The sequence below is a fragment of the Paraburkholderia sp. SIMBA_027 genome (assembly GCF_046535315.1).
GTDB lineage: Bacteria > Pseudomonadota > Gammaproteobacteria > Burkholderiales > Burkholderiaceae > Paraburkholderia > Paraburkholderia tropica.
The window spans coordinates 85,643-112,618 of sequence record NZ_JAWRWY010000016.1; the positions used below are offsets into that span (position 1 = coordinate 85,643).

Consider the following 26,976-nt stretch of genomic DNA (forward strand, 5'->3'; position numbering starts at 1 on the left):
GACAAATCGGGCCGGCGGCCGCGCGTGCGTCAAGCGAAAGGACGCGCGCCGCGAACCGGCGTTTCCCGCATCATACCTGGCTGCGGGCGATCATGAGTCAACCCGCGCGCGAAGGGCGCAAATTTCACCATTCCTCGAGCCACGGACGCAGGTCGAGTTCATGCGTCCACGCATCGCGCGGCTGCTGATGCAGCATCCAGTAAGCGTCGGCGATATGGTCGGGATTCAGAATGCCGTCGCGCTCCTTGAGCTTGTAGCGCTCCGGAAAATTCTCGCGGATGAATTCGGTATCGATCGCGCCATCGACGATGATCTGCGCAACGTGTACGCCTTCCGGCCCGAGTTCGCGCGCCATCGATTGCGCGAGCGCGCGCAGCGCGTGCTTCGCGCCCGCGAAGGCGGAGAAGCCCGCGCGTCCGCGCACGCTTGCTGTCGCGCCGGTGAAAAAGATCGAGCCGCGCGCGCGCGGCAGCATGACTTTCGCCGCCTCGCGTCCCATCAAAAAGCCCGCGAAACAGGCCATTTCCCACACCTTTTGATACACGCGCGCCGTGGTTTCGGTGATGCTGAAACGGACGTTCGCGCCGATATTGAAGATCGCGACTTCGATGGGCGCGATGTTCGCCTCGATCTCCGCAAACAGCGCGATCATGTCCTCTTCCTTGCGCGCGTCCGAGCCGAACGCGTGCGCGATGCCGCCTTCGGCTTCGATCTGCGCGACCAGCGGCGCGAGCTTGTCGGCATGGCGGCGCGTCACGCAGGCGATATAGCCTTCGCGTGCGAAACGCCGGGCAATTGCGCTGCCGGTTGCATCGCCTGCGCCGATCACGAGCACGGCTTTCTTTTGCGTCATGGTGGTTTGTCTCCTTGTCATGTTTGCCTGCATGGAGGAATATGCGTCAAACGAATTCACACACGCATGGAGGAGCGACAATGCAGGACATCAGCGTGCAGTTTCTGTTTGATTTTGGCAGTCCTAATGCTTATTTGAGCCACAAGATCATTCCCGCGATCGAGGCGCGTCACGGCGTGCGCTTCGAGTATGTGCCCATTTTGCTCGGCGGCCTGTTCAAGATGACGGGCAATCGCTCGCCGGCCGAAAGCACCGCGCAGATCGAGAACAAGCGCAAATATCTGTTCGTGGAGATGAAGCGGTTTATCGCGAAGCACGGCCTCAGTGCGTATCGGATGAATCCGCATTTTCCGGTGAATACGCTGCAGATCATGCGTGGCGCGGTGGCGGCGCAGCGCGAGGGCGTGTTCGCGCGTTACGTCGATCGCATGTTCGCGCATATGTGGGAGGACGGCCTCAAGCTCGACGATCCCGACGTGCTGCGCGCCACGCTGCAAGCCGATGGATTCGACGTCGCGCGTTTTGAAACGCTGCTCGCCGACGCCGATGTGAAAGCGGGCCTGCTCGCGAATACGCAACGGGCGTTCGAGCGCGGTGCGTTCGGTGCGCCCACGTTCTTTGTCGGCGACGAGATGTTCTTTGGGAAGGATCAACTGCGCGATGTCGAAGACGAAATCGTGCGCGTGAAAGGCGGCGCGTAGCGTTGTAGCGGCCTTGGCGGCGAAGCGGGGAGCGCAGATGAGGTGCATGCGCTTCCCCGTTTCGATCGTGCTTGTCGCGTATCGCGTATCAGACCGCGGCGGGCGCTTCGGCTTCGCTCGCCGACATCACGCCGATCCGCTCACGCGCCGCATCGTATTCGCGTTTCAGACGCGCGATCAGATCGGCGGCGGGCACGATCGCTTTCACTGCACCGATGCCCTGGCCCGAGCCCCAGATGTCCTTCCACGGCTTCACGCGGTTGGAGCCGAAATTCATGGCCGTGGGATCCGATTCCGGCAGCGCGTCCGGATCGAGGCCGCTCGCGACGATGCTCGAACGCAGATAGTTGCCGTGCACGCCCGTGAAGAGATTCGAGTAGACGATATCGGCGGCGTCGCTGTCGACGATCATCTGCTTGTAGGCTTCGACGGCGTTCGCTTCCTGCGTGGCGATGAAGGCCGAGCCGATATACGCGAGGTCCGCGCCCGCCGCCTGGGCGGCGAGAATCGCGTTGCCGTTGCCGATCGCGCCCGAGAGCAGCAGCGGGCCGTCGAACCATTCGCGGATCTCGTGAATCAGCGCGAACGGCGAGAGCGTGCCCGCATGACCGCCCGCGCCGGCCGCGACGGCGATCAGACCGTCGGCGCCTTTCTCGATGGCTTTCTTCGCGAACTTGTTGTTGATGACGTCGTGCAGCACAATGCCGCCCCAGCCATGCACCGCCTGATTCACTTCCTCGCGCGCGCCGAGCGACGTGATGACGATCGGCACCTTGTATTGCGCGCAGATCCCCAGATCGTGCTGCAGCCGATCGTTCGACTTGTGGACGATCTGATTCACCGCGAACGGTGCGGCGGGGCGATCGGGGTGCTTCGCGTTGTATTCGGCGAGTTCGGTGGTGATGCGGTCGAGCCACTCGCCGAGCACGTGCTCGGGGCGCGCGTTGAGCGCCGGGAAGGAGCCGACCACGCCTGCCTTGCACTGCGCGATCACGAGATCGGGGTTCGAGATGATGAAGAGCGGCGAGCCGACGACCGGAATCGACAGGCCACGGCGCAGCACGGCGGGCAGGGACATCCCTTATCTCCTTGATGATGGCGGCGGCCCGCGATGGGCGCCGACGCGTTGTTCGTAGGGCGGCGCTTGCACGCGCCGGCAGGGCTAAACATAGCAAAGGCGACAGCACTATGCAACCAGTTGCATAGTGCTGTTTCTCGGGACGCGTTCGGAATCGTGGCGGGAGATATTCGGGACGGAACCAGGGCGGCGGCGCGGGAGGCGTGGTTTAGAATCGCCGCATGTCGACTCCTCACGCCATCCTCATCGCCCTGCTCGAAAAGCCGTCGTCGGGCTACGACCTTGCCCGGCGCTTCGACCGGGCCATCGGCTACTTCTGGCAGGCTACGCATCAGCAGATCTACCGCGAACTCGGCCGCATGGTCGCGTCGGGATGGGTGACGGTGGTCGAGGAGGGCGCGGCGGCGTCGCGCAAGAAGATTTACCGGGTGCTGCCCGTCGGGCGCGAGGAAGTCGCGCGCTGGGTGCGCGAGACGCGGCTCGGCGTGGATGATCGCAACGTGTTCCTGCTCAAGCTGCGGGCGGATGCGGTGATTGGTCCGCTGGGGCTCGGCGAGGAATTGCGGCGCTTGATCGACGAGGCGAGCGCGCGGCTGGAGACCTATCGCGAGATCGAGCGGCGCGACTTCGGTGCGGCGCAGCTCACGCGTGCCCAGCAATTGCAGTATGCGATTCTCAAGGCGGGTATTCAGACGCAGACCCAGTGGCTTGCGTGGGCCGAGGAATTGCGTGCGATCGTGGGCGATGAAGCGGCTTGAATCCCGGTGCGCACGCCGTTTGAATATGATTCGGATGCCGAAGTAATGGGGTGGGGCAACGATCGTACCAGGTGGCGCATGAACACGATGATGAAAAAAGTGTTGACGTAAAGGAATCGTGGTCCTATAATTCTTTTCTCTGACGGACGCGGGGTGGAGCAGTCTGGCAGCTCGTCGGGCTCATAACCCGAAGGTCACAGGTTCAAATCCTGTCCCCGCAACCAATACCGTCAAGGCTTGCAGCCGGTTTCTTGTGTATCACGGAATCGCGCTGTTTTGCCCGTAGGAAAATCGCCGCGAAACTTAGGTGATTTTTTCCGAAACATCGAACCCGCCTTGAGCGGGTTTTTTGTTGCCTGTTGATCTGGCGTCTCGTTCCTCACCGTCACTGGTCTCAAGGCCGAACCAGGCTGTCTGCTACATCGTCGGGCAAACGTTGATGCAAGGCCATCAGGTCGGAAAGCAATCTGACGGTCTGCAAAAGTATGGCCGCCATCTCTGGCTGGGTTGTCGTGCGCGGTGGCGTATGTGTCCATATCACTTCATCGGCGGCTGCGTTTTGCATGAGGCGAAGAAGTTTCAGATACGAGTCCTGAAATTCCCCGGGCAGATAGAGACTGACGCGCTGGACCGTATCCGCAAATTTGCTCATATCCTGGATTACCACGCTGTATGTGCAGCGCTGTTCCGGCGGCAAACCGACGTTCGCGAGAAAATCATGAGGGACACGTTCCAGCACGTCGTGCACTTCGTGGTAGGCATCGAGCTTTAGCGCAAACATCTTTTCCGCTACGACCTTGCGCATTTCAGCAAGCAAGCGCTCTGCTCTCTGTTTGCTGGTAAGTTCAGCCTTGTACTTCTCCATTTCGTGCGCCCCTTGGGGCGCGTTCATTTATTCGGGAAGCGTTCTGACTTCCGAATAAATTGCGATATCACATTCAGTTTGTGGAATGTCAAATTGCGTTTCGCTCACGACGCAAAACGGATAAATCAAACTCCACTTTAAAGATTATCTGATGGTCTGCCCCCTTGCGTAATCCGACGATTACCGGTTAGCGGCGGAGGGTCCGTCGTGACCGTGCTGGTCGCGTATCTGCACGGTTTCCATACCTGCAATCGAACGAAGGCACGCACATGAGGCGTTATCTGTTGAGGCTAGGCGATAAATCCACGGCGGGCGGTGTTGTCCTGGAGGGCGCAGAAAACTGCACGCACCACGGCATACCGATTACGTTTATCGGAGCAAAGGTCTGGTGCGAAGGCTGTAAATCGCACGGTTATATCGAGTCGGTAGGTCCGCGTCACAGCGCAACGATGCGGGGCAAGCAACAGGCGCTGGAAGACGATATCTGCATCTGCAAATGTTCACCGCCGCCGGTCTTCAGCGCGTCGCAAGTCAGTGCCTCTCATAGCTGGGAGGACGAATGGGGGGAAATGGGCTATAGCGCGAGTCTCGCCACACTACAGGACATGCAGCACGCCCCATACGATGAGCAATTTGCGCTCACTGACAGCACCGGGCGCGCACTTTCGAAGATTCGCTATCGCGTCCTATCTGACTTAGCGGTCGTCGCAAGCGGCGTGACTGACTCAGAGGGGCGCACCGTGCGTATCAGTACGGAAACATCGCGGCGGCTAGAAGTTGAAATCATTGGGGGAAGATGAAATGGGCGATCTTCCTGGCAAAAATGAATATGGATTCAAAGTCAATGAAGAAGAATGGATTACGGTTCATTCTACTGCGGTCACAAACACGAATCCCGGATCGATGGTAACGGTAAAAATCAATACCGAAAGAATCTGCGAGGACATGTCCAACAAAGAATTCAGAGAAATTATTAATAGCATTCTCCAGCGTGCAGTTCCACTAGTCGAAGCCCGCGTGCGCGCCTTGAAGTTGTGGACGCCGAACGAGCGCGCACGCGTACAGCGCTGGTTTGGGCGAAATGATGAAACAGCGCGCACGATTCTGCTAAACGGTATAGCGCGTGTGAGCGCGGTCCTGCGCGGGCTTAGTCCGGCAAATTTCGTTCGAACTGGAAGCGACCGCGACAGAGCGACAGGTTGTATGCCGAATCCTGCGAGGTCTGGCCAGGAGGCCGCGCATGTATGCGCGCCGGATACGGCAACGCACACTATTAGCATTAGTCCGCTGTTTTGCACCATGCGGCATTGGTCGGACAATGCGGATTCGCGCGTATCGACCGTAATTCACGAAGTCACACACTTCCTGGACACAATGGCTAGCAAAGATCATCAATATACGATTGCGTTTACGCTTCGTGATTGGGCACAATCGAATTCTGATCTTGCACTCAATAACGCCGATAGTGTTGCTGGCTATATTGTCGAGGGCGACTAAATTGAGACGAGTCATTCTGTTGCTGTCACTCGCGCTTTCGATGCCTTGTGCGCTCGCCTGTGAGGGATCGTCGCCGATTCCAGGCGTTACGAGAGATATAAATTTCGGATTTAATTCGAGTGAGATAAGTAATGCGGAGATTCTTTCACTCGCAAACTGGGTCGTAGACACGCATAGTAAGCGCTCCGTCCTTAAGGGTGTTTCTATTACCGGCTTGGCGGACAAGCGCGAGCATAACGCTCAACATATCGCAGAAGCGCGGGCGAACGTCGTCAAGAAAACCTTGGACGTGCTTGGCGTGCAGGCAGCGCAGTATGAAGTCACAGCGCACCTTTACAGGCCCGCCTTGCCAAACGACAAATTTGAGCCATCAGGAACCAGAGCGGAATTAACGCTTATTCCGGAATGTCTGGAGAAGTAACGTTTTTCGCACGCCAAATCGTGCGGGCTTTATCCTTTGTAGCGCCGCATCAGCGCGGCGCTACCTTTGCCTTCCTCTTACGCGTCGCTCAACGCCCAATCCACCGCGGCCTGCGCATGCAGCGCCGTCGTGTCGAACACGGGCAGCGCGGAATCTTCAGCACGTATCAGCAGCGTGATCTCGGTGCAGCCGAGTATCACCGCTTGCGCCCCGGCCTGTGCCAGCGCTTCGATCGTGCGCTGATAAACCTGCCGCGATTCTGTCTTCACGTTCCCGTGGCACAGCTCGTCATAGATGATGCGATGCACGTCGGCGCGCGCTGCGTCGTCGGGCACGATCGCCTCGATGCCGTGAACGTCGCGCAGCCGCCCCACGTAGAAGTCCTGCTCCATCGTGTAGCGCGTGCCCAGCAGGCCGACGCGTGTGACGCCCGCCGCGCGTAGCGCCGCGCCGGTCGGGTCCGCGATATGCAGGAAGGGAATCGCGATCGCCGCTTCGATCGACGCGCACACGCGATGCATCGTGTTGGTCGCGAGCAGCACGATCCCTGCGCCGCCGCGTTCGAGTTGCGTCGCCGCCTGCGCCATCTGCACGCCGAGCGCGTCCCAGTCGCCCGCGCGCTGGAGCACTTCGATATCGGCGAAATCGACGGTCGCCATCAGGCTGCGCGCGTTGTGGTGCCCGCCCAGCCGTGCCTTCGTATACGTGTTGAGCAGGCGGTAATACTCCGCCGACGATTCCCAGCTCATGCCGCCAATTACGCCGATCGTTTTCATCATCTGCCAATGCCGAAAGAGGTAAGGATCGAACGAGTATAGGCGTGTGTCCTGCGCTGTACAGGTACGGTGCGGCGCAAGTGTCACGATACGGATTGGGCACAGCGCGCGGACAGTTATCGCGAAATTCGATCACTTCAGTACAGTCGGGCGCGGGTGTATGGGTGCTGCGCTGTGGCTTCCGAACTGGCACCTCATTTCTGTCGCCGATAGAATCGGATCACATGCCGCGATGCGCTGGCCGCATCGGGCCCACAACAAGACGCCACCCAGGAGCTTCGCCATGGACCTGATCGTTCGCCGCGCCGTGCTTGCGCATGGCCATCCCGCCGGCCATGCCACTGTCGATATCGGTATCGAGTCGGGGCGCATCGTGGCCGTCGAGCCGCATATCGACACCGAGGCGGACGCCCAGGCGCGCGAGGTGATCGACGCGGGCGGCATGCTCGTGAGCGCGCCATTCGTCGACGCGCATTTCCACATGGACGCCACGTTGTCGTACGGGCTGCCGCGCGTGAACGCATCGGGCACGCTGCTCGAAGGCATTGCGCTGTGGGGTGAACTCAAACCGCATCTCACTCAGGAAGCGCTGGTCGAACGCGCGTTGCAGTACTGCGATTGGGCCGTCGCGCGCGGGTTGCTCGCGATCCGCTCGCATGTCGATGTCTGTGACGAACGACTGCTCGCGGTCGAGGCGCTGCTCGAAGTGAAGCGTCGCGTCGCGCCTTATCTCGATCTGCAACTCGTGGCCTTTCCGCAAGACGGCGTGCTGCGCAGTCCGGGCGCGTTCGACAATCTCAAGCGTGCGATTGCGATGGGCGTCGACGTGGTCGGCGGCATTCCGCACTTCGAGCGCACGATGGCGGACGGCGCGGAATCCGTGCGCCTGCTCTGCGAATTCGCCGCGGAAAAAGGCCTGCGCGTGGACATGCATTGCGATGAGTCCGACGATCCGCTCTCGCGTCACATCGAAACGCTGGCGGCGCAGACGCACCGCCTCGGATTGCATGGGCGCGTGACTGGTTCGCATCTGACGTCGATGCATTCGATGGACAACTACTACGTGAGCAAGCTGATTCCGCTGATTCGCGAGTCGGGCGTGGCGGCGATCGCGAATCCGCTCATCAACATCACGTTGCAGGGGCGCGCCGACACCTATCCGAAGCGGCGCGGCATGACGCGCGTGCCCGAGTTGATGGCGGCGGGCGTGACGATCGCGTTCGGCCACGATTGCGTGATGGACCCGTGGTACAGCTTCGGCTCGGGCGACATGCTCGAAGTCGCGCACATGGGCTTGCACGTCGCGCAGATGACGGGCGTCGACGCCACGCGCGCGTGCTTCGATGCGGTCACGGTCAATCCCGCACAGATTCTCGGGCTCGAAGGCTACGGCATCGCGCCGGGCTGTGCCGCGAATCTCGTCGTGCTCGATGCCCGCGATCCGATCGAGGCAATTCGTTTGCGCGCCGCGCGACTCGCGGTCGTGAGCCGGGGCAGGGTGGTGAGCCGCCAACCGGCGCAGCGCGCGTCGCTCACGCTCGACGGACGGCCTGACAGCGTCGATTTCAAGCTGCATCGCTGAATGACGAAGCGCTAGCAGCGGTATCGAGCGGCCATAAAAAAACCGCGCACCGAAGTGCGCGGTTTTGCTTTTCGGCGTAGCGGTCGTGAACCGCTGTGAACGCCGCGAAGCTCAATGCGCCGGCGGCTGCTCCATGCCGTTGTGGCGCAGCAGCGCGTCGATGCTCGGCTCGCGGCCGCGGAACGCCTTGAACGATTCCATCGCCGGCCGGCTGCCGCCCACTTCCAGAATCTCCTTGCGATAGCGCGTGCCGGTGGCCGCGTCGAGCACGCTCGACTTCGTGGCTTGCGCGGCTTCCTCGAACGCCGCGTAGGCGTCGGCGGACAGCACTTCGGCCCACTTGTAGCTGTAGTAGCCCGCTGCGTAGCCGCCCGCGAAGATGTGGCTGAACGTATTCGGCCAGCGCGAGAACGGCGCCTGCGGAATCACGTGATAACGCTCGTTGATTTCGCGCGCGAGTTCGTTCACGGTCTTGCCCTTCGAGGCGTCGAAGTCCACGTGCAGCGCCATGTCGAACATCGAGAACACGATCTGGCGCAGCGTGCCCAGACCGCTCTGGAAGTTCTTGGCGGCGAGCATCTTGTCGAAGAGTTCGCGCGGCAGCGGCTTGGCCGTATCGACGTGCGAGGTCATCTCCGTGAGGACGTCCCATTCCCAGCAGAAGTTTTCCATGAACTGCGACGGCAGTTCGACCGCGTCCCATTCCACGCCGTTGATGCCGGAGACCGAGAGTTCATCGACGCGCGTGAGCATGTGATGCAGGCCGTGGCCGAACTCGTGGAACAGCGTGATGACTTCGTCGTGCGTGAAGCAGGCCGGACGGCCGCCCACCGGCGCCGAGAAGTTGCAGGTGAGGTACGCGACCGGCGTCTGCACGCCATTGGCTTCGAGCTTGCGGCGCGAGCGCGCGTCGTCCATCCATGCGCCGCCGCGCTTGCCTTCGCGTGCGTAGAGGTCGAGATAGAACTGCGCGACCAGTGAGCCGTCGGTGTTCTCGACGCGGAAGAAGCGCACGTCGTTGTTCCAGACCGGCGCGCTGTCGTCGCGGATACGCACGCCGAACAGCGTTTCCGTGACCTTGAAGAGGCCCTTGAGCACGAAGTCTTCGGGGAAGTACTGCTTCACCTCGTTTTCGGAGAACGAATAGCGCTTCTGGCGCAGACGCTCGGCCGCGAACGCCATGTCCCACGGTTCGAGTTGCGTGAGGCCGAATTCGCTGGCGGCGAATTCGCGCAGTTCTTCCCAGTCTTTCTCGGCGTGCGGACGCGCGCGCGTGGCGAGGTCTTCGAGAAAGCTCATGACCTGCGCGGGCGATTCGGCCATCTTCGGCGTGAGCGAGACTTCGGCGAAGTTGTTGTAGCCGAGCATCTTCGCTTCTTCGGCGCGCAGCTTGAGCTGTTCGTCGACGATCGCGGTGTTGTCCCATTCAGGCTTGCCGCCGCCATAGACCGGACCAAGTTCCGATGCGCGCGTGACGTAGGCGCGGTACATCGTTTCGCGCATTGCGCGGTTTTCCGAATACTGGAGCACCGGGAAATACGAGGGGAAGTGCAGCGTGAACTTCCAGCCTTCCTGGTTATCGCGCTCGGCGGCTTCGCGCGCGGCGGCGATCACGTCTTCGGGCAGACCGGCGAGTTCCTTTTCGTCCTTTGCGTAGAACGCGTAGGCGTTGGTCGCGTCGAGCACGTGGTCCGAGAACGCCTTAGAGAGCGCGGCCTGGCGCTCCTGCAATTCGGCGAAACGCGGCTTCTGCTCTTCGGGCAACTCCGCGCCCGAGAGGCGGAAGTCGCGCAGCGCGTTGTCGAGAATCTTCTTGCGCTCGCTCGTGAGCAACTGAAACGAGTTGTGATTCGTGATGGCCTTGTACTTCTCGTACAGCGCGAGATTCTGGCCGACGCTCGACCAGAACTCGGTCACGCGCGGCAGATTCTCGCCGTAGACGGCGCGCAGCTCGGGCGTATCGGCGACGGCGTTCAGGTGGCCGATCACGCCCCAGGCGCGCGAGAGCGGTTCGGTGACGCGCTCGACGGGCTCGACCACGTCGCTCCATTGCGCGGGCGTCATTGGTTGCGCGGCGCGTTCGACGGCGGCGTTGGCGTTCGCGAGCAGCACGTCGAGCGCGGGCGTCACGTGTTCGGGGCGGATTTCGCCGAAGCGCGGCAGGCCGGAGAAGTCGAGCAGCGGATTATCGGAGGAAGTCGTTGCCATGGTGCGTCCTGTTCCTTCTGTCGCGGTTAATCGATTCGGGGCGCCGCGTGGTCGCGCGCCCCGGCTGTGGGTTCGTTAGATCGGTTATTGGGGCGCAGTGCGCGCTTTCCAACCGGGTCATGCGAGCAAATTAGCAGAAGTCGGCTCGCGGCGGCGAAATCCCGACGCGCGAAACGGCGCGCGCACGGGCATCAGGCGTAAAAAAGCCCCGGATTTCCGGGGCTTTTTTAATATCGACGCAGGCGGCGCCATGTTGCGCCGCGCAATGCGAGGCTTGGTGCAACGGGCGGCAAACAGCGGGCCAACAGAGATCCTACACGCCGGCTGCGCGCTCCGCGGCTTCGATCGTGTTGACGAGCAGCATGGTGATGGTCATCGGACCGACGCCGCCCGGCACCGGTGTGATGAAGCCGGCCTTGTCCTTGAGGCCCGCGAAGTCGACGTCGCCGCACAGCTTGCCGTTGTCGTCGCGGTTCATGCCCACGTCGATCACGGTCGCGCCCGGCTTGATCATGTCGGCGGTCAGCACGTTGCGCTTGCCGACGGCGGCCACGACGATGTCCGCGTCGAGCGTGTGCTTCGCGAGGTCGCGCGTCTTGCTGTGGCAGATCGTGACCGTCGCGCCCTTTTCGAGCAGCAGCAGCGCCATCGGCTTGCCGACGATGTTCGAGCGGCCGATCACCACGGCGTTCGCGCCTTCGAGCGGAATCTTGTATTCCTCGAACATCTTCATCACGCCGTAAGGCGTGCAGGGGCGGAACAGCGGCTGGCCGGTCATGAGCGCGCCAGCGTTGGCGACGTGGAAGCCGTCGACGTCTTTCTCGGGGGCAATTGCCTCGATCACCTTGTGGCTGTCGATATGCTTGGGCAGCGGCAGTTGCACGAGGATGCCGTGGATCTTCGGATCGTTGTTCAGTTCGTCGATGCGCTTGAGCAGATCGGCTTCCGAGAGCGTTTCCGGATAGCGGTCGTACGACGAATGGAGGCCGTTGTCCTCGCACGCCTTGATCTTGTTGCGCACGTAGACCTCGCTCGCCGGATTATCGCCAACCAGCACGACCGCGAGGCCCGGCTGATGGCCGCGTGCGGCGAGAGCGGCAGCGCGCGTGGCGACGTCGGCGCGCAGTTTCTTGGAGAGGGCGAGGCCGTCGATGAGGGTGGCAGTCATGGTCGGTCGAGAGTCGAGTGAGGCAGATGACAAAAGCGCGGAGCGCGAGTCGCCGGGGCAAGCGGCGGGGCGCGAACGAAGCGAATCCTAAGCGAATTCTGCGTCGCCGCGCGCGGATGAACAATCGCGCGAAAGCGGGCGCCGCTGTGGAGGCCGACATTATACCCGTGCGACGGGCGTGACCTGTCGCGGCCGGACGGATCGGCGGCCGGTTCTGGAAGGAAAACTGCGGAGAATGACGGTGAAGCCGTGCGGCGGTTGCCGCAGCGGCTTCACGAATGACGCAGCGATTACTGCTGCTGCGCCTGTTGCGGCTTGTTGGACAGCGCCAGACGGAGCAGGTCGGCGACCGTGTTCACGTTGAGCTTTTCCATGATGTTCGCGCGGTGCGCTTCGACGGTCTTGATGCTGATGCCGAGGTCGTCGGCGATCTGCTTGTTCAGGCGGCCCGCGATGATGCGCTCGAGCACCTGATGCTCGCGCGCCGTGAGCTTGCCCAGACGTTCGGCCGCCGCGCGCTGCTGCTGCACGTTGGTGCTTTCGCTGCGCGCCTTGTCGAGCATGCGCTCGACCAGCTTGCGCAGTTCGGCTTCATCGAACGGCTTCTCGATGAAGTCCATCGCGCCCTTCTTCATCGTGGAGACGGCCATCGGCACGTCGCCGTGGCCCGTGACGAAGATGATCGGCAGCGACGCGTTGTCGGCGATCAGGCGCTCCTGGAGTTCGAGCCCGCTCATGCCCTGCATGCGCACGTCCAGAATCAGACAGGCGATCTGACCGGCTTGCTGCGCGGGCTGGTACGCCTCGAGGAATTCTTCCGCGCTCGTGAAGCACTGAACGCGGTAGCCGTTCGCTTCGAGCAGCCAGCGCAGGGAGTCTCGGACGGCCTCGTCGTCGTCGACGACAAAGACGGTTTCCTGGGTGGTGACTGGGCTGTTCATGGCTCTCCCGTAACGGTTTGTGGAGTCGGTTCGTCACGACCGTCCCGCGAGGGCTGGTCGGACTCGCCGATGGGCAGACTGCAATGGAACGTGGCGCCGCTGATGTGGCCGTCTGCTTCGACGTTGTTGACCACCCAGAGACGCCCGCGATGCGATTCGATGATCGAGCGGCAAATATTCAGCCCCATGCCCATGCCGTCGGACTTGGTGCTGTAGAACGGTTCGAACAGGCGCTCGGCGGTGGCTTCGTCCACGCCCGGCCCCTGGTCGATCACGCTGATGCAGACGTGGCCGCCTTCGCGCTTCACGATCACGCGGATCACCGGGTCGATCGCCGCGTCGGGCGAATTCGGACGCGCGTCGGCCATCGCTTCGGCGGCGTTCTTCAAGAGGTTGACGAGCACCTGCTCGATCAGCACCGGATCGACGTAGATCACGGGCATGCGCGAGCGCATGTCGGTCACGATGCGGATGCGGCGCTTGCGCGCTTCGATCTCGGCGAGCCCCACGGCGTCGGCGACGATGTCGGCGACACGCGCGGCCTGGCGCTTGGGTTCGGAGCGCTTCACGAATTCACGGATGCGCTTGATGATCATGCCCGCGCGCACGGCCTGCTGGGCGGTTTTTTCGAGCGCGGGCAGCAGATTCTCGGGCGCGCCGCGGCCCGACTTCACCAGCGCGACGGTGCCCGAGGCGTAGTTGTTGATCGCGGCGAGCGGCTGGTTCAACTCGTGCGCGAGCGACGAGGCCATTTCGCCCATCGTCATCAGGCGGCTCGTGAACTGCAGCTTTTCGTCCTGCTGGCGGGCCAGTTCCTGCGCCTGCTTGCGCGTGGTGATGTCGGTTGCGATCTGCATCTGGGCGAGGTGGCCGTCGACCCACTGAATATACTGGCGGCGCACTTCGAACCACTTCTGGATGCTCTCGACGTAGATCTCCTGCGCGTCGGCGGTGCTCTCGGTGAGCGCCGTGGCGGGCAGGCCGGCGAAGGCGTCGACCATGTCGATGGAGTCCGACGAGGCGCTCGACGAATCGAAACCGCCGCCGCCCGCGAGTTCCAGATGGCCGTCCGGGCGGATGCCGAACAGATGGCGGTAGTAGCGGTTGGCGAACAGCAGTTCGGCTTCGTCGGCGGCCAGCACGGAGACGGCCGCGTCGAGGCTTTCGAGCACGGTCGTGAAGCGCTCGTGGGCGGCGGCGAGTTCTTCGCGCGCGCGTTTCGGTTCGGTGATGTCGGTCATCGACGACATCCAGCCGGTCTGGCGGCCCGAGCTGTCGATCAGCGGCGAGACGTAGAGGCGCGCGTGGAACTGCGAACTGTCCTTGCGGCGCACGCGCAGCTCGAAGCCCGAGGAGGGCGCTTTGCCGCGCAGCGTCATGTCGAGCTGGCGCTGCATTTCCGGATAGCTGTCGCGCGGCCAGTAGGGGAACGGCGCGGTCTTGCCGACCAGATCGCTTTCGTCCCAGCCGGTCATGCGGCAAAACGCCGGATTGACGTGCGTGATGCGGCCATGCATGTCGAGCACGCGCATGCCGATCAGCACGGAATTTTCCATCGCGCGGCGGAAGAACGCTTCCGCATAGAGCGCCTGCTGCGCCTCGAAGCGCTGGCGCGTGTGCTTCCACAGGCTCCAGAGGCTCCACAGCACGAAGCAGGAGAGCCCCGCGACCAGCCACACGAGCGTGTTGTTCGTGAAGTTGGTCATCTGCGGATACGAATAGACGCGCACCGAGACGCCCTGGCCCGGCGGATCGAGCGGCAGATCGTAATAGACGTCGCGCGGCAGGCGCGGGCGCGTCGAGGTAGTGGCGAGTTCGCGGTTGTTCGCGTCGAGGATCGAAATCTTGTACTTGGCCGACAGCTCCGGCGGGATGTCGTGCTTCAGGATGCCTTCGACCGAGAACACGGCCGCGATGGAGCCAAGAAATTCGCGATCGCGGTATACCGGCGTCTGGAGCGTGATGTAGCCGTTGCCGACGTCGTCGTAAATGAGCGGCGAATAGACCTGGCGGCGCGTGGAGCGCGCCTCGGCGAACGCGGCCTTCACGGCATCGTCCATCTGCGAGTCGTTGGGCTTGGCGAGGCGCTGTCCGAAGACCGGCAGCGCGGTATTGGGCCAGCGCGGCTCCTGCTGGCTGGTGTACCAGTTCAGGTAAAGGATTTCGGGATGGCCCTGCATGATGTCCGTGGTGGACACCTGGAACGACTGCGGGTCGTTATGGCCCGCGACCAGATCGCGCGCCAGCGCCTGCAATTGCTCTTGCGCGCCCGTCATGGAGAGGCGGATCTGTTGCTGGGCCCAGGCCACGTTGCGATAGAGCGTGTCTTCCTGCTGCTGCTGCTCGCGGCGGTTGAGGCTCCAGAGGATCAGGCTCATGACGATCAGAAATACGAGGATCGACAGGAGCGGCGTCAACAAATAGGAGTTCGACCACCAGGGTCCGTGGTGCCAGCGAGACGGCGACGACTCGCCGGGCGAACCGGGCGGCCGCGCCGAGCGTGCGAAAAGCCGTTCGGTCAACATGGCAAGGATTGTAGCTCAGCGTAAGAGTCCAAAATGCCGTGAAAAAAGCATTAAATCGCAGATAAACCGGCCCAAACTGGTTGATATCGGCGCAAGGGCCCGAACGATTCAGCGTGCGCCGCAGCATTTTTTTGCATTATGAAATGTCATCTCGCGATTCGAAAATTTCCTTGCGCGAGTTCGGGGGGCGTCATTACAATCGCCCGCAAAGCTGCTGCGGTCGGCCCGGTTACGTCTGGGCGTCGTCGCCCGCATGGTCCGATCAACAGCGTTCCCCTACATCCAGGAGACGAGCATGTCCGCTGTACCCGACGAAGTCCTGAAGTACGTTGCCGCCGACAAGGACGAGGATCCCCAGGAAACCGCAGAATGGCTCGAGGCGCTCGATGGCGTCATTTCGACCATCGGTCCCGACCGCGCCCATTACCTGATCGAAAAGCAGATCGAATTCGCCCGTGTGCACGGCGAGCATCTGCCTTTCTCGGCGAACACGCCGTACATCAACACCATCCCGGTCGCCAACCAGGCGAAGAACCCCGGTGACCAGGACATCGAACACCGTATCCGCTCGTACACGCGCTGGAACGCCATGGCCATGGTGCTGCGCGCGGGCAAGCACACGAACGTGGGCGGTCACATTGCCTCGTTCGCGTCGGCTGCCACGCTCTATGACGTCGGCTACAACCACTTCTGGCACGCACCGTCGGACAACCACGGCGGCGATCTGATTTTCGTGCAGGGCCACTCGTCGCCGGGCGTCTACTCGCGCGCGTTCCTGCTCGGCCGTCTGAGCGAAAAGCAACTCGACAACTTCCGCCAGGAAGTGGGCGGCGAGGGCATCTCGTCGTATCCGCACCCGTGGCTGATGCCGGACTTCTGGCAGTTCCCGACCGTCTCGATGGGCCTCGGCCCGATCATGGCGATCTATCAGGCCCGCTTCATGAAGTACATGCAGGCGCGCGGCATCGTGAAGACCGAAGGCCGCAAGGTCTGGGCTTTCCTCGGCGACGGTGAAACGGACGAGCCGGAATCCCTCGGCGCGATCGGCATGGCCGGCCGCGAGCGTCTGGACAACCTCGTGTTCGTCATCAACTGCAACCTGCAGCGTCTCGACGGCCCGGTGCGCGGCAACGGCAAGATCATCCAGGAACTCGAAAGCGAGTTCCGCGGCGCCGGCTGGAACGTCATCAAGGTCATCTGGGGTTCGCGCTGGGACGCGCTGTTCGCGCGCGACAAGTCGGGCGCGCTGATGCGCCGCATGATGGAAGTCGTCGACGGCGAGTACCAGACGTACAAGTCGGAGTCGGGCGCGTATGTTCGCGAGCACTTCTTCAACACGCCGGAACTGAAGGCGCTGGTCGCCGACTGGTCCGACGACGACATCTGGAACCTGAACCGCGGCGGCCACGACCCGCACAAGATCTACGCGGCGTTCCATGAAGCTTCGAATTCGAAGGGCCAGCCGACCGTCATCCTCGCGAAGACGATCAAGGGCTACGGCATGGGCGAAGCCGGTCAGGCGATGAACATCACCCACCAGCAGAAGAAGATGCAGGTGGATCAGCTCAAGAAGTTCCGCGACCAGTTCCGTCTGCCGATCACCGACGAGCAGATCGTCGACGTGCCGTATCTGACGTTCGAAGAAGGCTCGAAGGAACTCGAATACATGCGCCAGAAGCGCATGGACCTCGGCGGTTACCTGCCGGCGCGCCGCCAGAAGGCCGCCTCGCTGCCGGTGCCGGCGCTCGACGCATTCGAGCCGCTGCTCAAGGGCACGGGCGAAGGCCGCGAGATCTCCACGACGATGGCGTTCGTGCGTATCCTCAACATCCTGTTGAAGGACAAGCAGCTCGGCAAGCGCGTCGTGCCGATCGTGCCGGACGAATCGCGTACCTTCGGCATGGAAGGTCTGTTCCGCCAGATCGGCATCTGGAATCAGCAAGGCCAGAAGTACGTGCCGGAAGATTCGGACCAGCTGATGTTCTACAAGGAATCGGAAAGCGGTCAGATTCTGCAGGAAGGCATCAACGAAGCCGGCGGCATGTCGGACTGGATCGCGGCCGCGACGTCGTACTCGACGCACGGCGAGACGATGATCCCGTTCTACATCTTCTATTCGATGTTCGGCATGCAGCGTATCGGCGACCTGGTGTGGGCCGCCGGCGACATGCGTTCGCGCGGCTTCCTGCTGGGCGGCACCGCAGGCCGCACGACGCTGAACGGCGAAGGTCTGCAGCACGAAGACGGTCACTCGCTCCTGTGGGCGGCATCGGTGCCGAACTGCGTGAGCTACGACCCGACCTTCGGCTATGAACTCGCGGTCATCATGCAAGACGGTCTGCGCCGCATGGTGCAGGACCAGGAAGACGTGTTCTATTACATCACCGTGATGAACGAGAACTACGAGCACCCGGCGATTCCGCAGGGCGAGGCCGTAGCCGCCGACATCATCAAGGGCATGTATGCGTTCCGCAAGGCGGACGCCAAGGCCAAGGGCCCGCGCGTTCAGCTGCTGGGCGCAGGCACGATCTTCAACGAAGTGATCGCCGCCGCCGACCTGCTGAAGAACGACTGGGGCGTCGAAGCCGACCTCTGGAGCGTGCCGAGCTTTACCGAACTGGCCCGCGAAGGCCACGAAGTCGAGCGCTGGAACCTGCTGCACCCGAGCGAGCCGCGCCGCGAATCGCACGTCGAGAAGCTGCTCAAGGGCACGGAAGGTCCGGTCATCGCTTCGACCGACTACGTGCGCGCGCTGGTCGACCAGATCCGTGGCCTCGTGGCGCGCAAGTTCGTGGTGCTCGGCACCGACGGTTTCGGCCGTTCGGACACGCGTGAAAAGCTGCGTCACTTCTTCGAAGTCGATCGTTACTGGACGACGGTTGCAGCGCTCAACGCGCTCGCGGACGAAGGCAAGATCGAACGCAAGGTTGTCGGCGAAGCCATCGCCAAGTACAACCTCGATCCGTCGAAACCCAACCCGATGACCGTCTAACGCATCACCCCTGTGCATGGCATGCGCGCCTCCCCGAAGCGGGGAGGCGCGTTTTATGCGGCCCCGGAGACACTAACAATGAGTCAAGCGATCGAAGTCAAGGTGCCGGACATCGGCGATTACAAGGACATTCCTGTGATCGAGGTGCTGGTGAAGGCGGGTGATACCGTCGAGAAAGAGCAGTCGCTCATCACGCTGGAGTCGGACAAGGCGACGATGGACGTGCCGAGCCCGGCATCGGGCACGGTGAAGGAAGTGAAGGTCAAGGTCGGCGACAACGTCTCGGAAGGCGTGCTCGTCCTCGTGCTGGAAGCCGCCGGCGCCGCCGCGGCTCCCGCTGCCGCACCGGCCGCGAAGGAAGAGAAGGCTGCACCGGCCGCCGCGCAAGCCGCAGCGCCCGCGCCGGCAGCCGCTGCTGCCGCGCCCGCCGCGAGCGGCGGCGTGCAGACCGTCAAGGTCCCCGATATCGGCGACTACAAGGACGTTCCGGTCATCGAGATCGGCGTGAAGGTCGGCGACCGCGTCGAGAAGGAGCAGTCGCTCGTCACGCTCGAATCGGACAAGGCCACGATGGATGTGCCGAGCCCGGTCGCGGGTATCGTCAAGGAAATCAAGGTCAAGGTCGGTGACAACGTGTCGGAAGGCGCGGAAATCATCGTCGTGGAAGCGGAAGGTGCGGCAGCCGCTGCGCCCGCGCCGGCTGCGAAGGCGCCCGCCGAACAGCCGTCCGACGCACCGCAGGCTGCGCCCGCCAAGGCCGCGCCCGCTGCGCCGTCGGCACTCGCGCAAGCCCCGATCATCCCGGCCGGCGAAGGCGGTTCGCGCCGTCCGAGCCATGCTTCGCCTTCGGTGCGCAAGTTCGCGCGCGAACTGGGCGTCGACGTGGCGCGCGTTGCGGGCTCGGGTCCGAAGGGCCGTATCACGCAAGCCGACATCACGGCATTCGTGAAGGGCGTCATGAGCGGCCAGACGGCGGCTCCGGCTGCCGCTGCGGCTCCGGCAAACGGCGCGGGCCTGAACCTGCTGCCGTGGCCGAAGGTCGACTTCACGAAGTTCGGCCCGATCGACACGCAGCCGCTGTCGCGCATCAAGAAGATCTCGGGCGCGAACCTGCACCGCAACTGGGTCATGATCCCGCACGTCACGAACAACGACGAAGCGGACATCACCGATCTCGAAGCGCTGCGCGTGCAACTGAACAAGGAAAACGAGAAGGCCGGCGTGAAGTTCACGATGCTGGCGTTCGTCATCAAGGCAGTGGTTGCGGCGCTCAAGAAGTTCCCGGCGTTCAACGCGAGCCTCGACGGCGACAACCTCGTGTTCAAGCAGTACTTCCATATCGGTTTCGCCGCCGATACGCCGAACGGTCTCGTCGTTCCGGTGATTCGCGACGCCGACAAGAAGGGTCTCGTCGACATCGCGAAGGAAATGACCGAGCTGTCGAAGCTCGCGCGTGAAGGCAAGCTCAAGCCGGACCAGATGCAAGGCGGCTGCTTCTCGATCTCGTCGCTCGGCGGCATCGGCGGCACGCATTTCACGCCGATCATCAATGCGCCGGAAGTGGCGATCCTCGGCCTGTCGAAGAGCGCGATGAAGCCCGTGTGGGACGGCAAGCAGTTCGTGCCGCGTCTCACGCTGCCGCTCTCGCTCTCGTACGACCACCGCGTGATCGACGGCGCGGCTGCCGCGCGCTTCAACGCGTACCTCGGCCAGATCCTCGGCGATTTCCGCCGCGTGATCCTGTAAAACCGTTTCGACCGTCCAGCACCCAACGCGCCGCATCCGCTCTTCAAGCCGATGCGCGCCGCGACCGGTGCGGCCGGTCGTTCCTGAAGGGGACACCATGAGTCTCGTCGAAGTGAAAGTGCCGGATATCGGCGACTTCAAGGACATCGACGTCATCGAAGTCAACATCAAGCCGGGCGACGTGATTGAGAAGGAGCAGACGCTCGTCTCGCTCGAGTCGGACAAGGCCACGATGGAAGTGCCCAGCGATGTCGCGGGCACGGTCAAGGAAGTGAAGATCAAGGCCGGCGACAAGGCGTCGCAAGGCACGCTGGTCGCGATCGTCGAAGTGTCGGAAGGCGCGGCTGCGCCCGCGCCGAAGGCCGAAGCACCGAAGGCGGAAGCGCCCAAGGCGGCCGAAGCGTCGAAGGCTGCTGCGCCCGCGCCGCAAGCCGGCAGCTTCAGCGGCAGCGCCGACGTCGAATGCGACATGCTCGTGCTCGGCGCGGGCCCCGGCGGCTACTCGGCGGCGTTCCGCTCCGCCGACCTCGGCATGAAGACCGTGCTGGTCGAGCGTTATGCGACGCTCGGCGGCGTGTGTCTGAACGTCGGCTGCATTCCGTCGAAGGCGCTGCTGCACACGGCGCTGGTGATCGACGAAGCCGCGTCGCTCGAATCGCACGGCATCTCGTTCGGCAAGCCGCAAGTCGATCTCGACAAGCTGCGCGACTTCAAGTCGGGTGTCGTCAAGAAGCTGACCGGCGGTCTCGCCGGCATGGCCAAGGCGCGCAAGGTCGAAGTCGTGACGGGCCTCGGCTCGTTCATCGATCCGCACCACATGGAAGTGGCGGGCGAGGGCGGCAAGAAGATCGTCAAGTTCAAGCAGGCGATCATCGCAGCCGGTTCGCAGGCCGTGAAGCTGCCGTTCATGCCGGAAGATCCGCGCGTGGTCGATTCGACCGGCGCGCTGGAACTGCGTCAGCTGCCGCAGAAGATGCTGGTGATCGGCGGCGGCATCATCGGTCTGGAAATGGCGACCGTTTATTCGACGCTCGGCGCGCAGATCGACGTCGTGGAAATGCTGGACGGCCTGATGGCCGGCGCGGACCGCGATCTCGTGAAGGTCTGGGAGAAGTACAACGCGAAGCGCTTCGCGAATGTCATGCTCAAGACCAAAACGACGAAGGCCGAAGCGAAGGAAGACGGCATCTACGTCACGTTCGAAGGCGAAAAGGCTCCGGCCGAAGCGCAGCGTTACGACCTCGTGCTGGTCGCCGTGGGCCGCTCGCCCAACGGCAAGAAGATCGGCGCGGACAAAGCCGGCGTGGCGGTGACGGATCGCGGCTTCATCGAAGTCGACAAGCAGATGCGCACCAACGTGCCGCACATCTTCGCGATCGGCGACGTGGTTGGCCAGCCGATGCTCGCACACAAGGCCGTGCATGAAGGCCACGTGGCGGCGGAAGCGGCGCATGGCGAGAAGGCGTACTTCGACGCGCTGCAGATCCCGTCGGTGGCCTACACCGATCCGGAAGTGGCGTGGGCCGGCAAGACGGAAGAGCAGTGCAAGGCCGAAGGCATCAAGTACGGCAAGGCCGTGTTCCCGTGGGCCGCTTCGGGCCGCGCGATCGCCAATGGCCGCGACGAGGGCTTCACCAAGCTGATTTTCGACGAAGAGACGCATCGTGTGATCGGCGGCGCTATCGTCGGTCTGAACGCGGGCGATCTGATCAGCGAAGTCTGCCTCGCGGTGGAAATGGGCGCGGATGCGACCGACATCGGCAAGACGATTCACCCGCACCCGACGCTGGGCGAATCCGTCGGCATGGCCGCCGAGCTGTACGAAGGCGTCTGTACCGATCTGCCGCCGCAGAAAAAGAAGTAAGACGTGGCGTGCCGCTGTCGCAGGCGGCATGCACGTAAGCAGACAGACGTAAGCAAACGGCGCACTCCGCAGGGAGTGCGCCGTTTTTCTTCATGCGACGCCTGGATCTTTCTGATCGGGCTGACGGGTAGGTCGAGAGGCGCGCCGGAGCGGTAAAAAAGATTCCCGGTCGGCGACCGGGTAAGCGGCACGCCTTGCAGCATGCCGGAGCGTCGGTGCCGGAGCGCGCAGCCGTTGCAGCGCGCGCTCCGGTTCGGCGGGTTTCAGTTATCAGTCAGCCGACAGCCGGCGTGCGCCGGCGCTGCGTGCCGACAACCGGCCTCAGACCGTCTTCTTGGCCGAAGCGGAAGCCGAGCGCGAGGCTTGTGCGGCAGCCTTGCTGGCCGCGGCGGTGGCGGCGTTGAAGTTGCTTTCGGCCATTTCGACCGCTTGCTTGGTGGCCTTGTGGACCGTTTCGTAGGTCGTGTTCGCGGCGTTGATGGCCGACTTGATCACGGCGACGGCGGTTTCTGAACCGGCGGGCGCGTTCTTCGCGACGTTGTCGACGAGCGACTGCACCTTGCGGTTCTGCTCTTCGTAGTGGGCTTCGGCGACCTTCGCGAATTCGGCTTGCGTGGCCGACGCGATTTCATACACGTGGCGGCCGTACGAGAGCACCTTTTCGGCGAGCGGTTGCGCATAGCTCGACTGGAGCGCGAGCAGTTCCTGCGCATCCTTCACCGACAACGCGCGCTGTGCGTGTTCCTGCGATTCCGCCAGATTCGAGCGAACGGCCTGAAGATTCAATTCGACCAGCTTTTCCACGCCTTCGAAGGCCTTGCCGGTCAGGCCGAACAGGGTTTCGAGGTTGGCTTTTTGGGCGGCGACGAATTGCTCAGGGGTCAGCAGACTCATGTTTACGCTCCTGGATGGTTAGCGGCCTCGTGTGGGTGGGCCGCCTGGAGTAAGTGGCAAGACGCTGGTGATCTGCCGGACGCTTTGGTGCGTCGCAACATTGAAGACGATTTTAGGATGCCTGAGGCGAAAGTCAAGCGTCTTGTGGTGCGTCGCACCATGTCATTTAATTGTTATTAAACAAGCACTTATGCGATTGGCATGTGGCAATTTGCATGCCTGTTGGCAATGTGCGGCATGGCGCCACGGGCGCGCACTCGCAAACCGGCGCCAGGCCTTGCTGGACAAGGCCAGGCATATGCGCGCTGATTCTGGCAAGATTGAGGCTGACGGCGCATCGGAGGTTGTGCCGTCAGATTCGAGGAAGCCTCATGCGGGATTTCACTTAACGCGTCCACCAGATTGCGTCACGGAACGTTAAAGATTCATTCCGGTCGAACGCGCGTCGTGCGTTTCGGCGGCATAGGCGTCTGAGCATCGTCCCCGGTATTTATCCCACATCAAGTTCTGCATGACGTGCGCCGTTAATGCGTAGGCGACAGCAATAGTTGCCGGCCATTGGCGCAGCAGGGCGGGACCGCCCGGACGATTGTCTCTGTCCATCGAGAATGCGAAGCATATTGGTCTACTCAATCAAGAACCAGATTTCGGTTTAACGAGTAGCCATAAGTGCTTCAATTTGCGAATTTTTCGTGGTTTTACTACACTTGGCGAACGATCCCGCCGCTCCATCCAGAACACCAATGAAATCCGACAAATTCCTGTCGTTCAAGCTGGTGCCCTCATCGGTTGTCAGCACCGCGCTGTCGGTGGCTGTGTCCGTGGCCATCAGCACGACGCTATTCGTGCCCGAAGGCGCGTTTGCTGCGTCGCAGAACACCGCTGCGGCCAAGACGGCCAAGGCGAAGAAGTCCACCAAGAAGGTTGCGCCGGCATCGGCCAAGGTTGCGAAGAAGGCGGGCGCTGCCCGCACCGTCGCGGCCAAGGACGACGACGCGCGCCCGGTGGCCAAGAAACGCCGCGTGGCCTACACGATGAACGGCCGCCATCACACGGCCGTGCGCCGCGTGGCGTTCGAGCCGCGTCAGCCCACCGCCGGTCAGGCGTTTGGCCTCCACGAGACGCCCGATTCGCTGATGCTGCGCTCGGGTGTGGCCTATGTGGTCGATCAGAATTCGCTCGAACCGCTGTTCGACAAGAACTCGCGCGCCGTGGTGCCGATCGCCTCGATCTCGAAGCTCATGACCGCGATGGTCGTGCTCGACTCGAAGGCGCCGCTCACCGAGCAGATCGAAGTCACCGACGAAGATCGCGACTACGAGAAGAACACGGGCTCGCGCCTGTCGGTCGGCTCGGTGCTGTCGCGTGAAGACATGCTGCACATCGCACTGATGGCGTCGGAAAACCGCGCGGCCGCCGCGCTCTCGCGCTACTACCCGGGCGGCCGTCCGGCCTTCATCGCCGCGATGAACGCCAAGGCGAAGCAGCTCGGCATGACCGACACGCATTTCGAGAACTCCACGGGTTTGACGAGCCACAACGTGTCGAGCGCGCGCGACCTCGTGAAGATGGTCAACGCGGCGTATCAGTACCCGATGATCCGTCAGTTCTCGACCGATCGCAGCTACGACGTGTTCACGGGCAAGCGCAACCTCGCTTACAACAGCACGAACGCGCTGATCCGCAATCCGTCGTGGGACATTGGCTTGCAGAAGACCGGCTTTATCAACGAAGCCGGCGAGTGCCTCGTGATGCAGACGGTCGTGCATGGCCGTCCGGTGATCATGGTGCTGCTCGATTCGAGCGGCAAGTACTCGCGCTTCGCCGACGCTACGCGCGTGCGCACGTGGCTGGACAACGGCGGCGCCGACCAGCAGCCGCGTATCACGAGCGCGGACGCGGGCGGCGCGGGGACCTGAGCCGCATCGCGCCAATACCGAGTTCGTCTCGCAAAACGCCCCGCTACTGCGGGGCGTTTTTGTTTTCAGGCGGCGCTCCGACGAGCGTCGGGCGAGCGCCTACGCCATCCGGCCAGCTTTATGGGCGCCGGTTCAATCGGCAAGATTTCCAGTGATGAATCAAGGCGGCCAGCCGGGCATCGAGACCGGTTGGAGTTTGATGGTTGTCAGTTGACAACTATCTTGACGATACATACACTGGGTGGGTCGATGAGACGATCGCATGCGAAGAAAGAGGTCGAGGCGGCACTGGTTTATGCCGAGACTCGAGGTTGGTTAGTTATACCAGGTAAAGGCCGCAGCCATGCGTGGGGGAAGATGTTTTGTCCGCTCAATCAGGGCGATTGCCGTTGCGGCGAATTTTGCATCACGAGCATCTGGAGCACCCCGCGCAACGCGGGCAATCACGCGAACATGCTCAGGCGCGTGGTGGACAACTGTACGGCGCAGCCGAAGGGGCCGCCCGGCACGCCATTCAGCGTGCCGCCGGGCAGTGCGGCCGGGGGCGTGCCGCATGAGGCAAGGTCACGGCGGCCCGTTGTAGCCCGCGAGCACGAGTCATGCACGCGCAATGCACCAGTAACGCACGAATAAGGCAGGAGTCAGGCATGGAATACGTTTTCACGCTCAAGTATCAGCTTGCACCGGAAGACAGCGACCACAACGTGCTCGTCGAACGGCTCGCGCAGGCGGGCTGCGACGACGCCACCATCGGCGTAGGCTTGCCGGGGCGCATTGCGCTGGCGTTCACGCGTGACAGCGCAACGGCATGGGAAGCCATCTACACGGCCTTGCAGAACGTGAAGGAGGCGGTGCCGTCCGCGCGGCTCGTGGAAGCGGCGCCCGACTTCGTTGGTTTGACCGATGTCGCAGACATGACGGGCATGTCGCGACAGAACATGCGCAAGCTCATGCTCATTCACGCAGACGACTTTCCGCAGCCGGTCCACGAAGGCAGTCCCTCGCTCTGGCATTTGAGCGACATCCTCGCGTGGCTCGTTGGCCGCGATGGTTACAGCATCAGCGCGGCGCTGCTCGAAACGGCGCGCTCGGCCCGGCAGGTCAATCTCGCGAAAGAGGCGCGTGCGCTCGATACGCAGATTGACCGGCAACTCGAAGCACTCGTGGGATGAGTTCTGCACACTAGCTCGCGCGCGGGAATTTGCGGGCGTAAAAAAGCGGAGGACCTGCCTCCGCTTCGTGTGCCGCGACGGCGTGCGTCAGTGTGCCGGTCTCACGCGGTGTGAACGTGTCCGTCGACCGGTTCCGGGTGATAACCCAGCGACTCCGAAATCGTCAGCGCGGTCTTGCTCAACTGACCGAGCCACGAGTCCTGCAGGCGATCCGCAGGCGCGGAAAGTGAGAGGCCCGCCACGAGCTTGCCGGTGTCGTCGTAAATACCCGCGGCAATGCAGCGAACGCCCAGCTCGAGTTCTTCGTTATCGCGCGCGCACGATTCCTGGCGCACATGCGTGAGTTCGCGTTCGAGGCGGCTGAGGTCAGTAATGCTGTTGCGCGTATGACCCGAGAGGCCGGTGCGCGTTGCATAAGCGCGCACGCGGGTGGCTTCGTCGGCGGCGAGAAAAAGCTTGCCCACCGAAGTGAGGTGCAGCGGCGCGCGGCCGCCAATGGCGCGCACGACCTGCATGCCCGAGCGCTCCGAATACGCGCGTTCGATATACACGATTTCGTCGCCCTGGCGTACGGAGAGATTGACCGTTTGCCCGGTGAGGCGGTGCAGTTCGCGCATCGGCGAAAGCGCTGCGTCACGCACCGAAAGGCGCGCTTTCACGAGGTTGCCGAGTTCGAGCAGACGCATGCCCAGCCGGTATGTGCCGGGGTCGGAGCGGTCCACCAGACGGCAACTCACCATATCGTTGAGGATACGGTGCGCAGTCGAGGGGTGCAGCTCGGTACGTTGCGCCAGTTCTTTCAGGCTGACGGGGTCGGTGTGCGCGGCAAGTGCGTCTAGGAGCCGCATCATGCGCTCGATCACCTGAATCGAGGTCTTCGGATCCGGATTCGTGTCGCTCATGGGTGCAATTTCGTTTGACGCGTGAAGCGGAAAATTCATTGTATCTCGTATTGTGAAAAAAGTAAGCGCCTGGCGAGCCTCGTTGCTGCACTGCCGCAGTGTCGGATCAAGCGC

21 protein-coding genes, 1 tRNA gene and 1 pseudogene are annotated in these 26,976 nt (G+C 62.8%); 13 read left to right on the forward strand and 10 right to left on the reverse strand.

Annotated elements, in window-relative coordinates; all coding sequences use genetic code 11:
- Window positions 1-124 precede the first annotated feature (124 nt).
- The gene (locus SB764_RS28000; protein WP_065060290.1) at window positions 125-853 is read right to left on the reverse strand and encodes an SDR family oxidoreductase; all 729 of its coding nucleotides are present in this window, start codon (window positions 851-853) and stop codon (window positions 125-127) included.
- Between the two features lie 80 nt (window positions 854-933).
- Here SB764_RS28000 and SB764_RS28005 point away from each other — a divergent pair, with 80 nt between their 5' ends.
- A complete protein-coding gene (locus SB764_RS28005; protein ID WP_410865755.1) occupies window positions 934-1,554 on the forward strand; it encodes a 2-hydroxychromene-2-carboxylate isomerase in 621 nt (206 codons plus the stop codon).
- A gap of 88 nt (window positions 1,555-1,642) precedes the next feature.
- On the opposite strand, the gene SB764_RS28010 is transcribed toward SB764_RS28005, so the two are convergent.
- Window positions 1,643-2,632, reverse strand: coding sequence for an NAD(P)H-dependent flavin oxidoreductase (locus tag SB764_RS28010; RefSeq protein ID WP_205994444.1), 990 nt, complete (start codon window positions 2,630-2,632; stop codon window positions 1,643-1,645).
- 221 nt (window positions 2,633-2,853) lie between these two features.
- Between SB764_RS28010 and SB764_RS28015 the strand changes: the two genes are divergently transcribed.
- Together SB764_RS28015 and SB764_RS28020 are read left to right on the forward strand one after the other, a co-directional pair.
- Window positions 2,854-3,390, forward strand: a complete 537-nt coding sequence (locus tag SB764_RS28015; protein WP_065060287.1) for a PadR family transcriptional regulator — start codon at window positions 2,854-2,856, stop codon at window positions 3,388-3,390.
- A 147-nt stretch (window positions 3,391-3,537) separates the two neighbouring features.
- Window positions 3,538-3,614: transfer RNA gene (locus SB764_RS28020), tRNA-Met, on the forward strand.
- Between the two features lie 170 nt (window positions 3,615-3,784).
- Here SB764_RS28020 and SB764_RS28025 read toward each other — a convergent pair.
- Window positions 3,785-4,255 carry a hypothetical protein gene (locus SB764_RS28025; RefSeq protein ID WP_410865758.1) on the reverse strand — a complete coding sequence of 157 codons (471 nt, stop codon included), beginning with the start codon at window positions 4,253-4,255 and terminating at the stop codon, window positions 3,785-3,787.
- A 269-nt stretch (window positions 4,256-4,524) separates the two neighbouring features.
- Here SB764_RS28025 and SB764_RS28030 point away from each other — a divergent pair, with 269 nt between their 5' ends.
- Genes SB764_RS28030 through SB764_RS28040 form a run of 3 tightly spaced genes read left to right on the forward strand, consistent with a single transcriptional unit; the run spans window position 4,525 to window position 6,173 of the window.
- Complete coding sequence (locus SB764_RS28030; protein WP_176079166.1) at window positions 4,525-5,055, forward strand: PAAR domain-containing protein; 531 nt, start codon at window positions 4,525-4,527, stop codon at window positions 5,053-5,055.
- Window position 5,056: 1 nt separating this feature from the next.
- Window positions 5,057-5,752 carry a M35 family metallo-endopeptidase gene (locus SB764_RS28035; protein ID WP_082991930.1) on the forward strand — a complete coding sequence of 232 codons (696 nt, stop codon included), beginning with the start codon at window positions 5,057-5,059 and terminating at the stop codon, window positions 5,750-5,752.
- A 19-nt stretch (window positions 5,753-5,771) separates the two neighbouring features.
- Window positions 5,772-6,173, forward strand: coding sequence for an OmpA family protein (locus SB764_RS28040; protein WP_156773750.1), 402 nt, complete (start codon window positions 5,772-5,774; stop codon window positions 6,171-6,173).
- A 77-nt stretch (window positions 6,174-6,250) separates the two neighbouring features.
- Here SB764_RS28040 and SB764_RS28045 read toward each other — a convergent pair whose 3' ends face one another.
- Window positions 6,251-6,949 carry an aspartate/glutamate racemase family protein gene (locus SB764_RS28045; RefSeq protein WP_176079393.1) on the reverse strand — a complete coding sequence of 233 codons (699 nt, stop codon included), beginning with the start codon at window positions 6,947-6,949 and terminating at the stop codon, window positions 6,251-6,253.
- Window positions 6,950-7,232: 283 nt separating this feature from the next.
- On the opposite strand from SB764_RS28045, the gene SB764_RS28050 reads away from it, so the two are divergent.
- Entirely contained in the window at window positions 7,233-8,531 is a 1,299-nt protein-coding gene (locus SB764_RS28050) for an amidohydrolase family protein (RefSeq protein WP_410865760.1), read from the forward strand.
- A gap of 111 nt (window positions 8,532-8,642) precedes the next feature.
- On the opposite strand, the gene SB764_RS28055 is transcribed toward SB764_RS28050, so the two are convergent.
- The 4 genes from SB764_RS28055 to fixL form a co-directional block, all read right to left on the reverse strand.
- Window positions 8,643-10,739 (reverse strand): M3 family metallopeptidase, encoded by a 2,097-nt coding sequence (locus SB764_RS28055; RefSeq protein WP_065060283.1) that lies wholly within the window; start codon window positions 10,737-10,739, stop codon window positions 8,643-8,645.
- A 313-nt stretch (window positions 10,740-11,052) separates the two neighbouring features.
- Entirely contained in the window at window positions 11,053-11,907 is an 855-nt protein-coding gene (gene folD / locus SB764_RS28060) for a bifunctional methylenetetrahydrofolate dehydrogenase/methenyltetrahydrofolate cyclohydrolase FolD (protein ID WP_321902265.1), read from the reverse strand.
- A gap of 290 nt (window positions 11,908-12,197) precedes the next feature.
- Complete coding sequence (gene fixJ / locus SB764_RS28065) at window positions 12,198-12,848, reverse strand: oxygen response regulator transcription factor FixJ (RefSeq protein ID WP_065060281.1); 651 nt, start codon at window positions 12,846-12,848, stop codon at window positions 12,198-12,200.
- Complete coding sequence (gene fixL, locus SB764_RS28070; RefSeq protein WP_065060280.1) at window positions 12,845-15,373, reverse strand: oxygen sensor histidine kinase FixL; 2,529 nt, start codon at window positions 15,371-15,373, stop codon at window positions 12,845-12,847. The genes fixJ and fixL overlap by 4 nt, the downstream gene beginning before the upstream one ends.
- 295 nt (window positions 15,374-15,668) lie before the next feature.
- Between fixL and aceE the strand changes: the two genes are divergently transcribed.
- From aceE to lpdA, 3 genes are all read left to right on the forward strand, one after another.
- Complete coding sequence (gene aceE / locus SB764_RS28075; RefSeq protein WP_410865763.1) at window positions 15,669-18,365, forward strand: pyruvate dehydrogenase (acetyl-transferring), homodimeric type; 2,697 nt, start codon at window positions 15,669-15,671, stop codon at window positions 18,363-18,365.
- A 78-nt stretch (window positions 18,366-18,443) separates the two neighbouring features.
- On the forward strand, window positions 18,444-20,111 hold the full coding sequence (gene aceF / locus SB764_RS28080) for a dihydrolipoyllysine-residue acetyltransferase (RefSeq protein ID WP_065060278.1): 1,668 nt from the start codon (window positions 18,444-18,446) through the stop codon (window positions 20,109-20,111).
- A 97-nt stretch (window positions 20,112-20,208) separates the two neighbouring features.
- Window positions 20,209-21,975, forward strand: coding sequence for a dihydrolipoyl dehydrogenase (gene lpdA, locus SB764_RS28085; RefSeq protein ID WP_410865765.1), 1,767 nt, complete (start codon window positions 20,209-20,211; stop codon window positions 21,973-21,975).
- Window positions 21,976-22,296: 321 nt separating this feature from the next.
- On the opposite strand, the gene SB764_RS28090 is transcribed toward lpdA, so the two are convergent.
- The gene (locus tag SB764_RS28090; protein ID WP_065060276.1) at window positions 22,297-22,869 is read right to left on the reverse strand and encodes a phasin family protein; all 573 of its coding nucleotides are present in this window, start codon (window positions 22,867-22,869) and stop codon (window positions 22,297-22,299) included.
- A gap of 743 nt (window positions 22,870-23,612) precedes the next feature.
- On the opposite strand from SB764_RS28090, the gene pbpG reads away from it, so the two are divergent.
- The 3 genes and pseudogenes from pbpG to SB764_RS28105 all read left to right on the forward strand — a co-directional run bounded on the left by pbpG (window position 23,613) and on the right by SB764_RS28105 (window position 25,960).
- Window positions 23,613-24,788: a D-alanyl-D-alanine endopeptidase gene (gene pbpG / locus SB764_RS28095; protein ID WP_065060275.1), complete on the forward strand. Its 1,176-nt coding sequence runs from the start codon at window positions 23,613-23,615 to the stop codon at window positions 24,786-24,788.
- Between the two features lie 249 nt (window positions 24,789-25,037).
- Window positions 25,038-25,274, forward strand: a pseudogene (locus SB764_RS28100) (hypothetical protein); the annotation flags it as partial.
- A 161-nt stretch (window positions 25,275-25,435) separates the two neighbouring features.
- The gene (locus SB764_RS28105; RefSeq protein ID WP_321856518.1) at window positions 25,436-25,960 is read left to right on the forward strand and encodes a DNA-binding protein; all 525 of its coding nucleotides are present in this window, start codon (window positions 25,436-25,438) and stop codon (window positions 25,958-25,960) included.
- Window positions 25,961-26,061: 101 nt separating this feature from the next.
- On the opposite strand, the gene SB764_RS28110 is transcribed toward SB764_RS28105, so the two are convergent.
- Window positions 26,062-26,862, reverse strand: a complete 801-nt coding sequence (locus SB764_RS28110) for an IclR family transcriptional regulator (protein WP_065060371.1) — start codon at window positions 26,860-26,862, stop codon at window positions 26,062-26,064.
- Window positions 26,863-26,976 lie beyond the last annotated feature (114 nt).